Annotated in this window: 10 protein-coding genes; 4 read left to right on the top strand and 6 right to left on the bottom strand. The window is 37.0% G+C overall.

The features are described from left to right. Window positions 1-194: 194 nt before the first annotated feature. Complete coding sequence (locus tag BMX05_RS00125) at window positions 195-1,559, top strand: sodium-dependent transporter (protein WP_093307622.1); 1,365 nt, start codon at window positions 195-197, stop codon at window positions 1,557-1,559. A gap of 38 nt (window positions 1,560-1,597) precedes the next feature. On the opposite strand, the gene BMX05_RS00120 is transcribed toward BMX05_RS00125, so the two are convergent. Then, window positions 1,598-3,280 (bottom strand): PAS domain-containing sensor histidine kinase, encoded by a 1,683-nt coding sequence (locus BMX05_RS00120; protein WP_093307620.1) that lies wholly within the window; start codon window positions 3,278-3,280, stop codon window positions 1,598-1,600. A gap of 16 nt (window positions 3,281-3,296) precedes the next feature. Further along, a complete protein-coding gene (locus tag BMX05_RS00115; protein ID WP_093307618.1) occupies window positions 3,297-6,179 on the bottom strand; it encodes a chemotaxis protein CheB in 2,883 nt (960 codons plus the stop codon). Between the two features lie 48 nt (window positions 6,180-6,227). Here BMX05_RS00115 and BMX05_RS00110 point away from each other — a divergent pair, with 48 nt between their 5' ends. Continuing rightward, window positions 6,228-6,653, top strand: a complete 426-nt coding sequence (locus BMX05_RS00110; RefSeq protein WP_143051914.1) for a hypothetical protein — start codon at window positions 6,228-6,230, stop codon at window positions 6,651-6,653. Here BMX05_RS00110 and BMX05_RS00105 read toward each other — a convergent pair. From BMX05_RS00105 to BMX05_RS00090, 4 genes are all read right to left on the bottom strand, one after another. Continuing rightward, window positions 6,637-8,682 carry a PDC sensor domain-containing protein gene (locus tag BMX05_RS00105; RefSeq protein WP_093307614.1) on the bottom strand — a complete coding sequence of 682 codons (2,046 nt, stop codon included), beginning with the start codon at window positions 8,680-8,682 and terminating at the stop codon, window positions 6,637-6,639. The two genes, BMX05_RS00110 and BMX05_RS00105, sit on opposite strands and share 17 nt — an antisense overlap. A gap of 109 nt (window positions 8,683-8,791) precedes the next feature. Next, complete coding sequence (locus BMX05_RS00100) at window positions 8,792-9,244, bottom strand: tellurite resistance TerB family protein (RefSeq protein WP_093307611.1); 453 nt, start codon at window positions 9,242-9,244, stop codon at window positions 8,792-8,794. Between the two features lie 22 nt (window positions 9,245-9,266). Further along, the gene (locus BMX05_RS00095) at window positions 9,267-9,458 is read right to left on the bottom strand and encodes a hypothetical protein (protein ID WP_093307608.1); all 192 of its coding nucleotides are present in this window, start codon (window positions 9,456-9,458) and stop codon (window positions 9,267-9,269) included. Window positions 9,459-9,508: 50 nt separating this feature from the next. Continuing rightward, window positions 9,509-10,729, bottom strand: a complete 1,221-nt coding sequence (locus BMX05_RS00090; protein WP_093307606.1) for a YihY family inner membrane protein — start codon at window positions 10,727-10,729, stop codon at window positions 9,509-9,511. 88 nt (window positions 10,730-10,817) lie between these two features. Between BMX05_RS00090 and wrbA the strand changes: the two genes are divergently transcribed. Next, entirely contained in the window at window positions 10,818-11,414 is a 597-nt protein-coding gene (wrbA, locus tag BMX05_RS00085) for an NAD(P)H:quinone oxidoreductase (protein WP_093307603.1), read from the top strand. Between the two features lie 28 nt (window positions 11,415-11,442). After that, entirely contained in the window at window positions 11,443-11,856 is a 414-nt protein-coding gene (locus BMX05_RS00080) for a DUF2069 domain-containing protein (RefSeq protein ID WP_245710346.1), read from the top strand. Window positions 11,857-12,033 lie beyond the last annotated feature (177 nt).

Raw genomic sequence — 12,033 nt, 5'->3', positions numbered from 1 at the left:
TTTTTACCTCTGCATCCTCATTATTTTGGGGATGCCCGCCTGTGTAAGATTATACAAAAATTAAAACTATTTATTGATAAAAAAAAAGAAAAAAATACTAGAATACATCGATAATCTATCCGCATTTCTGTAGCTTTTCCGGTAGTATGGCCTCTTTGTTTTAAAGTGATTTGCAAAGAGGAGACACTTGTTTTATGTCTGAGATAAAGCAACATCCACAGTGGTCGTCGCGTTTTGCCTTTATTTTAGCTGCAACTGGTTCTGCCGTTGGTTTGGGTAATATATGGAAGTTTCCGTATATTACGGGTGAGAATGGTGGTGGCGCCTTTGTACTGGTTTATCTTGCATGTATCGCTTTGATAGGTTTACCAGTAATGATTGCAGAAGTCATGCTAGGTCGGCGTGGGCGCCAAAATCCCATGAGTAGTATGCAAACTTTGGCCCAACAAGAAGGCCGTTCTTCTGCTTGGTCTCTTATTGGGTCCGTTGGAATTGTAACTGCTTTTATTATTTTATCTTTTTATTCTGTAATAGGTGGATGGGCACTAAGTTATATTGTAGAAGGGGCTAGTAGCCAATTCGTTAATGCAGACACAGAGACAGTCGGTAACTTATTTTCAAACTTATTATCAAGCCCACTACAATTAATTCTATGGCATAGTGTCTTTATGTTGATTGTTGTAAGCATTGTGGGAAAAGGAATTAAATCGGGTATGGAAAAATCTATTAATTTACTTATGCCGTTACTTTTTATTTTGTTATTAATTCTAGTTGGTTATGCTTGGGCCCAAGGTGAGTTTTCTCAAGGAGTTAGCTTTTTATTTGCACCAGATTTTAGTAAGCTTACTACAGAAGGAGTTTTAGCAGCGATGGGACATGCCTTTTTCACGTTAAGTATTGGCATGGGGGTTATGATGGCATATGGATCTTATTTGCCTGATTCAGTCTCTATCGCTAAAACAGCAATGACCATTAGCATTTTAGATACCTTGGTTGCCTTATTAGCAGGTCTGGCTATTTTTCCACTGGTTTTTGCTAATGGACTAGAACCCAGTGCTGGGCCCGGATTAATTTTCCAGACACTACCTTTAGCCTTTGGACAAATGAGTGGTGGTGTATTGTTTGCAACCTTATTTTTTGCTTTGCTTTCTATTGCAGCAATTACTTCAGGTATTTCTGTACTTGAACCCGTTGTAGAACTTATGGAAGAGAAATTATCGATTCAAAGACAACTTGGGGCTTGGATTTCTGGAGGATTAATTTGGTTTTTAGGGCTAGCAACTGTATTTTCTTTTAATGCTTGGTCATCTTGGTATCCTTTAGATTTTATTCCTTGGTTCCAAGAAAAAACGCCTTTTGATATTTTTGATTTTCTGGTAACAAACTTGTTGATGCCTTTAGGTGGATTAGCGATTGTAATTTTTGCGGGTTGGAAAATGAATCAAGCTAAATTACAACAGGAGTTAGAGCTAGGTACACTGTGGCCTGCTTTTTATTCTGGGTTGCGTTATATTACACCTGTAGGGATCCTTATTGTATTTATTTACAATCTTTTGTAGCAATTGATCAGGGAGAGGTGATTGCCTCTCCCTTGAAATCATTTGGTTACAGGAAGTTTTAAAATGCACTGGGTACCTTGATGAATTGAACTGTAGACGTCAATAAATCCATCATGGCCTTTAATAAAATTTAAAACCGCCATCATACCTAATCCAGTACCTTTATCTGCTGGTTTAGTGGAAAAGAAAGGATCAAATAAACGTTGGCGAACCTCTTCTGGCATGCCGCATCCATTATCTTGGATAAGAATTTCCACATACTGTTCTAATTTTGTGTGTCCTCGTACTAGCTTGGTCTTAATCTTGCATTGAGGTTGCTCTGTATCGGCGAGAGCATCACGTGCATTCTTAAGTAAGTTGACTAGAGCTTGTAAGAAATATCCAGTATCGACTTGTACCCACAGAGGTGTAGAGGTTAATTCAATTTCAAGCTGAATATTACGACCCAAAATGCTATGAAAGATAGGAATTTCTTGCTTAATAAAAGCATTGATCTCTTTAGAAGTTTTTTGTAAGTCTAAAGTGCTTTGTCCTTTACGTAAATGATGCAATAAGGTTTCTGCACGTTGTGCCGCAACAAGTGTTTGTTCCAAGTTAGCATAAATAGGAGAATCTTCTGCAGTTAAAGCAAGGTTAACTTCTGTCAATCCGGTAACAGATCCTAATAAATTATTAAACTCATGGTTTAATCCGGCTATCAGTGTATAAGCTGCTTCTAAGCGTCCAACACGCTGAGCTTGCTCTTCTAAAGCAACTTGATCACTTAAATCCATGCCTAAGGAGACATAACCGCTAATATCTCCTTGGCGATTACGGAGTGCTTGCACTGTACGTAGTTCAGTCCACACACCTCCTTTTTTGCGTTGATTAATTAACTGTCCAATCCAGACATAGCCATGTTGTAAATGGAAATTTAATTCATCAAAAGTACCAGATAAGTTATGGTCAGAGCGCCATATACTAGGACGTAACCCTTGGACTTCATCAAGTGTATAGCCGGATACTTCTTCTAAAGCATGATTCAAATATAAGATATTGTGTTCCTTATCAGTAACTAAGACAAGGGCTTTAGAATGCTCAAAAGAAGACATATCAAAACCCATAACTTGGTCTAAATTTTGCTCTAAAACACTTTGTAATGTGTTTCGGATAAGGTTACGTTCTTGCTCAATGCTTAAGTCAACTAAGGTAATTAAAATATGTGTGTCTAAATGGTATTCAGTAGGTAATAAGCAGGTATTTGCTTGCACACGCACTTCTGTGTTATTGACTAGAGCCTGTAATTGTTGGCTGAGGACACTTTGTTGCTCATCTAGATGGTGTAAGCTTTCAGAAAGCCAAGGTTGGCTATCTGTGGCAAAAAGTCGATAGATAGAATATTGTACTAAATTTTTCGGATAACTAAGATTAAAAAAATGACAGGCTTGAGTGTTAGCCTGTTTGATTAAACCTTCTTGATTAACGACAAGTGCAGGTATAGGTAAATTTTCAAAAAGTGCTAAATATTTCCGGTGTTCAGTTTCTAAAGCGATTTGGGTTTTTCTTAACTCATGGTTTTGGATTTCAAGTTCAGCTTGATAAATTTGTAGCTCTTGAATTAATGACTCCATTTTCTCTTTGTCAGCTTGCTGAAAATCAGCAAGTTCAAGTTCCCCTTTAATCAAGGCTTCTTGTGCACGGCTGCGTAGTTCATCTAAACGTTTTTTAGGTAAGTCGTTCATATTATATCACTGAGAATTAATTAAAATCTTGATAACTGACTAAAAAACCATATTCGTGTTGACCTTCGATAGGAATAAGACGAATAATTGACTGAGAGATTTGTGATTGCTTATGGAAACTTGCTATTTTCCTACACATGATATCTTGAATGCCTTGATAAATTGCTTGGCTCTCTTCATTTAGATCTTGTTTATAGATCTCAAGAAAGTTGTAATCAAGAGGTGCATAAGGCATTTTTGTGTTCACTTGGGATGGTATGTTTTCTTGCCAAGCCTGATTCATTAAGCTAATACGACCATCATGCTCCAGTACTGCGATGCGTTCAGGTAGTGCATTAATAACAGATTGTAATTTTCTAGTATTTTGAAATGCTGTTATATCTACAAAAGTTGCAACAGCACCTTTAGTGTTACAAGCAGCAACCTTATAAGGGAGTAGTCTTAAAAGAAATAAATGACCATCTTCTGAAGAAACTTCTTTCTCAACCATGCGTTCTGTGCTTAAAGTAAATTTAAAATCATCAATAAGATTTTGGGTATTTAATCGGTGAGAAATATCATCAAGGGGTCGCCCAATATCCATTTCGCGTAACTTAAAGATATTTTTTGCATCTGGTGTAAATCGAGTGAGATACAAGCTTTCATCAACAAACAAAGTTGCAATACCACTTGCTCTTGCCATACTCTCAAGCTCTGCATTTAGCTGATTAAGTAATAAAACTTTTTCCTGGTATTCGGCATTGACTGTATTAAGTTCTTCATTAACAGACTGCAGTTCTTCATTGGCAGATTGTAATTCTTCATTAGAAGATAGAAGTTCTTCATTAGTTGCTTGCAGCTCTTCATTCGATGTCTCGAGATCTTCTATACTTGATTGCAGGTTTTTGCGTGTAATTGAAAGTTCTTGCTCTAACAATTCTATGTGTGTTTGTGCCTCTTGTTGAATACTGCTTAATGGAAAGTTAAATTTCTGCTCACTCGTATCTTCCTTTAAGTAAGGTGCTATTTCAAAGCAAACCAGTGTATAAGCCTGTGAATCCTCTATTAAAGGATAAACACTAATTCTCAGTATTTGTTGTTGCTGGTTTTTTAAGCTTACGGATAAAGTGTCAGAAGAAAAATTAATTTTTTCTTTCTGACTTTTATAAATTAAAACACGAATGACAGAAATTAGATTCTCCGGAAGAATTTTATTTAGCTCCATACTCGGAGCACCAGAACGTAAACTAAGAAAAGGGCTAATATTACCAAAAAGATGAATCGCTTCTAATTTTTTGTTAAAAAGAAGAGCTGGTGGTGTGTAATGGTCAAGTAAGATATTACCTGCTTTCTCAGTTGCCCAGATATCTAAATCTTGTTGGTTTGTCGTATGTGCTGTATGGGTTGAAGTATTTGTATGATAGCTGCCTAGGTTTCTTTGGTACTTTGAGCGTCTAATAGAATCTTCGTTAATATTTTTATTAGTTTCGTAAGGATGTCGCTGGAAAATTTTACACTTATCACTCACTGCTGTTAAGCTAAGTCCAGCATCATTGATGGACTCACTAGAGCCTAGAAATAAGAACCCTTTAGGCTTAATTGCGTACTCTAATCTATGTAAAGCACGTTTTTGTGCATTAGGTTTAAAATAAATAAGTGTATTTCGGCATGTCACTAAATCCATGCGAGTGAATGGAGGGTCAGTTAATAAATTGTGTCGAGCAAAGACAATAGTCTGCCTTAACTCTGGTTTCACAAGATAACCCTTATCTGTTCTATTAAAGAATGTTTGTAGTCTTTCGCTGGACAGTTCATTCGTGATGGCTTCTGGATATTCGCCATTCGAAGCACTTTCAATATTTTTCTGATTAACGTCAGTAGCAAATATTTTGATATTCCGCCAACTTTCTAGTGCTTCGAAAGCTTCAAGAAACAAAATAGCTATTGAATAGGCTTCTTCACCGCGTGAAATACCAGCACACCAAATACGTATTTCTTGATTTTGTGGTGTTTGACTGACAATAGGCCAAATGACTTTATGTTTCAATTCATCAAAAGCATCGGGATCACGAAAAAAGCTAGTGACTGAAATCAAAAGCTCACGTCTGAGTTGTGCTAATTCAGATCGATTAACTTGTAAATAACTTAGATATTCATCTAAAGTAGAGGACTGTACTAGTTGCATGCGTCTTTCTAAGCGCCGTAATACAGTGGCAGGTTTATAATCATGAAAATCTATACCACCTGCTTGTAATAGAAGTTGGAAAATAAACTCTAGGCTTTCTTCATCTGTTTGTTGATTGATTTTTTGCAAAATAATTCCAGAGGATTTATGGTCATGTGTACGATTTAGATAATGATTTAAACGTTCGGCAAGTTGTTTAACTGGTGCGACTTCATCCACTAAAGACGTGGCAATTAGACTTGTAGGCATACCATTAAATTTTGCTTCATCTGGATGCTGAGCAAGCAGAAAGCCACCATGGGCATTAATTGCTACAGCACCTCGAGTACCATCAGATCCTGTGCCAGATAGAATAATACCTAAAGCACGTGCGCCATAAATCTCAGCAATAGAGTTAAAGAAAATATCGATAGGTAATACTAGGGTATGAAGTGCTTTTTCTTTTACAATAAATCCAAGTTGGTTTATTGTAAGTATTTTGCCAGCTGGAATTAGATAAATATGATTGGCTTTAATTGGCATCCCATGAGAGGCTGTTTTGATTGGCATGTTGGTGTGTCTTGCTAATAAGTCTGCCATCATACTTTTGTGATCAGGTGATAAGTGTTGAATGACGACAAAAGCGGCACCTGAGTGGGCTGGGCAATACTGAAAAAATTTCTCTAATGCTTCTAATCCACCTGCAGATGCGCCTATTGCGACGAGGTAGCCTGAAAAAACTGCAGATGAATCCATGTGAAAAGCCTCAAAATGAAAGTTAAAATCTAAACCATGTTTTGCAAAATGACAAAAATTGACGTTGGGCTTTTTATTTTACAAAAAGGTACGAAAAAAAGTGGTTTTAAGATGACAAGGCTATCAAGCTTGATAGCTGCAGATACTCAAGAGCAGGCAAAAAGGAGAAAGCCAATGCACGCTAAAAAAATAATAGCTACTCACCTTTGCATTATATTGGGTTTATCATTTGTAAAGCAAGGATATGCACAAAACTGTGATGATTTGCAGGCAGCGCGTGTAGCTAATGAAAAAGCACTCAGTTTTTTTCAAGATGCAGAGGTAATTCGTAGAGCTAAAATTCTTAAATATCATCATCTTTCTAATAAAAGAGAAGTTGCCTCTTACGTCAAGACAAAAGATAATAAAAAGTATACAGTGTTTACTCTTGTCAATATGCAATGTAATACTAGATTTATTAAGGCAACTCGCTAATAATCATAGCTAAACCTTTAAAGCTCCCTTCACTCTGATATGGGATGAAATGAATATCAAATTTTTGTTGATGAAGTAGTAAGTTAGTCGTTGAGTGATGGCCATTAAGTGCAAGTTTAATCTCATCTTGGCAAGCGTATAGATCTTTGCATACTTGATAAAGATGAGTGCCTTCTGTAAGCGTATGCGCAAATAATTTTTTAGCTGATGTATTATAGTTTTGGCAGTAGAGATTGGTATCGACATAAATAATACTAGCTGGTAATTTGCTAATGACTTCGTCAAACAACGCCTTTTGTTCTTGAAGAAAAATTAGATCTTTCTTATGTTGAGTTATGTCAGATATCTGCACAATAAAGTAACGAATTCCTGTATTCTGATTTGCGATATTGACAAAAGACGTTAGGCCCCAAACAAGGTGGCCTGCTTTATGATAATAACGCTTCTCTGTGGTATACTGATTAATTCTTTGATTTAAAAAAGCTCGTTTAGAGCGCAAATCTTGATCTTGTAATAAGTCTTCAGCATAAGTTAAGGATTCCAAAGTTTGTTTAAGTAAATTTTCCTCATTGAATCCGAAAAAATCACACAAGGCTTGATTTACACGCAGAAATCTACCTTCTAGATTAACAATTCCCATACCAACAGCAGCACAGTCAAAAGTAGCTTGCAAAGTTGCTTCGGCTTCTTCTTTTTTTAGCTGAGATTCTTTAATTAAACTAATATCTTCGTTAATGCCTACTAGACTGAGAAGATTACCATTAGTTGAAAATAGGCAGTTAGCTGCAACGCGGATATGGTGAGTTTCCTTATTTTTATTGATGATTCTGAATTGGGATTGAAACCCACGTTTTTTTATTAAAGCTTCTTCTATTAAATTTTCTATCCGAGATACATCATCAGGGTGAACATATCGACGCCAAGTATCATAATGACCAGTAAATTCCTGTTCGCTGCTGCCATAAATTTGGTGCATTTTTTCATCCCAGCTAAGTGTACCTTCTTTTAAATTTAATTCCCAAGCTCCCAAGTTAGCTGCAGATGTCGCCGTTTTTAGTCTTGTGTTTTGATGTATTAGGTTTTGGTAGAATTGCTTAATTAGCAGATCTTGTTTCTTTCTATTTTTTTGAAAATAGAATAAAATTGCTGCTGAGAAAATTAAGGTAGTAATGAATACACTAATAAGCTGTAAGCTGGTTTTATACCAAGAAGATAGGATTTTACTTTTAGGCTGTAGGAGCTGAATACTATAGTTATTCTCTAGCCATTGCAGTTTGATGTCAAAAGTACTAGATATAAGATCATTATGCGAAAGCACTTTAAAGTCTTGAGTATCTCGGTTCTCATTTTGAGAAGAAATAAGATGATTAGGATAAGTTGAGAAAATTTCTGCACCAGAGGAATGCTTGAATTGAAATAAAATATCTTTGGTTTTTAAGAATTCAATTGTATTTTTATAAAAATATAAAGGGTCTAATGTGGCGACGATCACATAAGAAAAATGATTGTCTTTACCTAAAGCAATAGAAATCGTTGATGTGTAAATATCTAATATTGTTTTAAAAGGAGTCGATAAATAAAATTCTTGTCTATTTTCTTCGAATAAAGTTTTGGCATATTTAAAGTAATCTCTATAGTCAAATTTTTTCCCTAGAAGGAATAATCGACTGCTAGCGACCACTTCGCCTTGTGCATTCATTAGCGACAGAGTGCGAATACTTGGGACACTTGAGTTAATAAGTTCAAAATTTTTCTGTAACTCTTGTGGGTTGAAATATTTGATATCTTTTCTGATATTTAGAATAATTTTTCTAATCGCTTCAAACTCTTGGCTAACTTGCAGACCTAAATACTCGATATCAGTATCTAATGAATTTTGAGCCTGTTGTATACTGACTTGGTAATTTTTATGTAGGTATGAGAAAGTAAGAATACCGATGAGGAGCCAAAACAAGGAAAGTGCTCTAAATTGAGCGTAGTAGACCTTGGGCGAGGTAATGTGGTAAGAGGGTATTGTTTGATTAATCATTTAAATTTTTTTATTTCGAATGTTTGCCTCGAGTATAAGCGAATAAATGAAAATTAAGCAAGCGTTTCAGATGATAAAACGCCTCTCAAAGAGAGGCGCTCATATTAGATTAGGTAAAGTCTTCAGCTTTAAGCCCTAGCTCTTTAACGATACGTTCCAGTACACGTTGTTCGTTAGGATCAATCGTATTATCAGCAGAGGCAATGGCTGCCGCCATACGCACAACCATCCGTGCTTGTGCTTCATTACCTTTCACTTTGCCTAGAGACTCAAGAATTTTATTTTCACCAATATCCATATCTAGGCTGAGAGTATCAACATACTCTTTCCAGACGGTTAATACTTCACTAGTAGAAAATAGTTTTAGTGCCTCATGATTCTCTAGAAAACGAATCATTTTGGTTTTTTCTTCTGCGCTAATACTACCATCAGCTAAAGAAATCCAAGCGCTTGCTGCTAGAGTTGCATGAAGGAATTCTTTGCTACGATATTTGGTAAAATCTTGGCTCAGCTCAGTGAAAGTTTCTTTGGTTTTATTCACTAAATTATCAAAAAAGCTCATTATTAACTCCTAAACACTGATTTTAAGATTGACGCCTATAGGTATAAATGCCTAGACCTAGCGCAATAATACCCGTTACTAAATACTGCCAAGCTTCGCCTTCTTGCTGAAGACGCGCTTGTGTTGCAAGTTCTGGATCTAGAACAAGTTCTATGCCCCAATACATAAGGGGTAAAGCAATAATAATCAAGGCTAAGGCAAGAATTTTTTGCATACTGAGTGCTCAAATCTCTTTGGATGTGTACCATTGGTACAATAGACAGTCTAATGGGTTAAAAGTTGCGCTAAAGGCATTTGTAGTTTGGCTTGGTTGTCTGTTTGGATTTCTTGTGCAAGGTGCAGAAAGTGTATTTCTGGGTAGTTTTGTTGATAAAATTGCAAATTTTTAGGTAAGGCCCAAGGCATTTTCTGTACAAATTGCCATGCGGGTATTTGATGCAAATCTTGTGCAGGAAACCAGCGTTCTTTTTCATCGTGTAAAATCCAATTTTGATGTTGCATCCAAGTCAAAATGTCACGCCATTGAGTTCGAGTTGCACAAGGAATGTTTCGTGTTAAAGTCTGACTATCAATCAATTGACCTTTTTGATAGGCGTCAAATACTTGATGGAGCACTTTGAATGCTAAAATACTTGATGCAATTTCTTTTTCTGTATCTAGATATTCTTGACTGTCTAATAAAGCAACACAAACGGCACCAGCAAGGACAAGAATCCAAGAAATATAAATCCATAATAAGAAAATAGGGACAGTAGCAAAAGCGCCATAAATTAGTTGGTATGAAGGGAAAGCTTTAATATAAAGACTAAAAGCAAATTTAGCTGTTTCAAAGAAAAAAGCTGTCAGAAAACCACCAATCAAAGCATTGGATTTACTAACATGGCAATTTGGAATAAATAAATATAAAATAAAAAATGCAAAAGTGCTTAAAGTGAGGACAAGAATTTTTAGGCTAACAAAGGTAAATCCTGGAATATCAGCTGCTTTAGAAATAAAAGGTAAAGAGGTAATATAGGAGCTTAAACCAAAGCCTATCGCAAGTAATATGGGGCCTATAGAAAGAAGTGCCCAATAAATAATCAGAGAAGTCAGCCCTTTGCGTGCACGCGGTGCTTTCCATATTTCGTTGAAGGAAGCTTCAATATTACGGATCATCAAAACTGCGGTGATAAAAAGAAAAGTGACCCCAATCGCTGTTAATTGGCGTGCTTGCTCAGAAAAACTGGCTAAATAATTCTGTACTGCTTGACTACTAGTAGGAACAAAATGTGTAAATAAAAAGCTTTGAATTGATGCGCTGACTTCTTGAAAACTAGGAATAGCTGCTAAAATGGCGTAAGTAACTGTCATTAAGGGGACAACAGCGAACAAAGTGGTATAAGTGAGTGCAGCTGCACTGCGCAAACAGTCATCATCTATAAAGTGTTTCACAAGATAACGCAGCAGGCGTATCCCTTTGTATTCTTGTAGTTGGCGCATTAACATAATGGGTTTCCAGCGAAAAAATAAAGGCTTATAGAGTCACCCTAACCGATTTACTGATCACTTCCAAGCTGAAGGCGTGCTGATTACTATGAATATTCCTGATTTACCTTACGTTTTGATTTTATATTATTCGCGCCATGGCGCAACGGCTGCTATGGCTAAATACCTTGCTCAAGGCGTTGCGAAGGTGGCAGGTATAGAAGCAAGATTACGTACAGTGCCAGAAATCGGTGTGCCTTTATCAGATTATCCTGCAGAGGGGCCACCTTATGCGAGCGTGCACGATCTGCAACATTGTGCGGGTCTGATTTTGGGTTCGCCAACGCGTTTTGGTGCTATGGCAGCGCCTTTAAAGGCTTTTTTAGAAACGACAAGTCAACTTTGGATGCAGGGTGCGCTTATTGGTAAGCCTGCAAGTGTTTTTACCTCTACTGCGAGTTTGCATGGAGGACAAGAAAGTACTTTGTTATCTATGATGTTGCCTTTATTGCACCAAGGTATGGTGATACAAGGTATCCCCTATAGTCAAACTCAGTTACTGAAAACGCAAAGTGGTGGGACGCCTTATGGTGCAAGTCATCTTGCAGGTGAAGACGGATACTTGCCTGTGACTGCAGCAGAAGAAGCTATTTGTCTCACACAAGGCGAAAGAATGGCTCAGTTGGCTTTGCGCCTATGTCGCTAATTTTTTACATCAATCAAAAGGTCTTCGTTTGAAAAAAGCACTGAATCAGTTAGAAGCGCGTCACGGGCTAGACTACCTTGCCGATTTAAGTCGCCGCCTGGTTGTGACTAGTTATGCCGCTTTAGTTCTGTTACTGACATTAAGTATCTTATGGTGGTACCCCCCAGCAGAAGGGGCGCGCTGGTGGGTTATTTTGGCAATTCAAATTTTGCCTTTAGTTGCTTTTGCACCTGCTTTGATTAAGCAAAACCCCAGAATGCATGCTTGGTTATGTTTTGTGGTGCTGTTTTATTTTATGCAAGGTACGACTACTGCTTTTTATCCGCATAAATTCTGGCTTGGTTTAATCGAGGCTATACTGGCAGGTACTTTATTTGTGAGTGCGATGTTGTATACGCGTTGGCGAGCACGTCAATTGAAGCAACAAGCAGGAGAACAATAACTTGGGCAAGCCTTTCCCAAAAGGGGAAAGGCTTTTTACGAAAAGACACTTAAAATAGTGAATAGATACAAAAAACAAAACGTTTTTGCTACTTCCTCAGTATAATCAAGCACGCACTTGCGTCATTAAAAGACGCATCCTTGAGGGGTTGGCATTAAGTAGACATTAAAATGCATT

It is taken from the genome of Allopseudospirillum japonicum (genome assembly GCF_900108915.1).
In the GTDB taxonomy this organism is placed as follows: domain Bacteria; phylum Pseudomonadota; class Gammaproteobacteria; order Pseudomonadales; family Halomonadaceae; genus Pseudospirillum; species Pseudospirillum japonicum.
Note: the sequence above shows the minus strand (reverse complement) of the source record. Positions and strands in the feature narration are given on the sequence as shown.

Bases quoted from the DNA above. Each gene is read 5' to 3' on its own strand.
- BMX05_RS00125 (WP_093307622.1), top strand. From the start codon at position 195: ATGTCTGAGATAAAGCAACATCCACAGTGGTCGTCGCGTTTTGCCTTT.
- BMX05_RS00120 (WP_093307620.1), bottom strand. From the start codon at position 3,280: ATGAACGACTTACCTAAAAAACGTTTAGATGAACTACGCAGCCGTGCA.
- BMX05_RS00115 (WP_093307618.1), bottom strand. From the start codon at position 6,179: ATGGATTCATCTGCAGTTTTTTCAGGCTACCTCGTCGCAATAGGCGCA.
- BMX05_RS00110 (WP_143051914.1), top strand. From the start codon at position 6,228: ATGACAAAAATTGACGTTGGGCTTTTTATTTTACAAAAAGGTACGAAA.
- BMX05_RS00105 (WP_093307614.1), bottom strand. From the start codon at position 8,682: ATGATTAATCAAACAATACCCTCTTACCACATTACCTCGCCCAAGGTC.
- BMX05_RS00100 (WP_093307611.1), bottom strand. From the start codon at position 9,244: ATGAGCTTTTTTGATAATTTAGTGAATAAAACCAAAGAAACTTTCACT.
- BMX05_RS00095 (WP_093307608.1), bottom strand. From the start codon at position 9,458: ATGCAAAAAATTCTTGCCTTAGCCTTGATTATTATTGCTTTACCCCTT.
- BMX05_RS00090 (WP_093307606.1), bottom strand. From the start codon at position 10,729: ATGTTAATGCGCCAACTACAAGAATACAAAGGGATACGCCTGCTGCGT.
- wrbA (WP_093307603.1), top strand. From the start codon at position 10,818: ATGAATATTCCTGATTTACCTTACGTTTTGATTTTATATTATTCGCGC.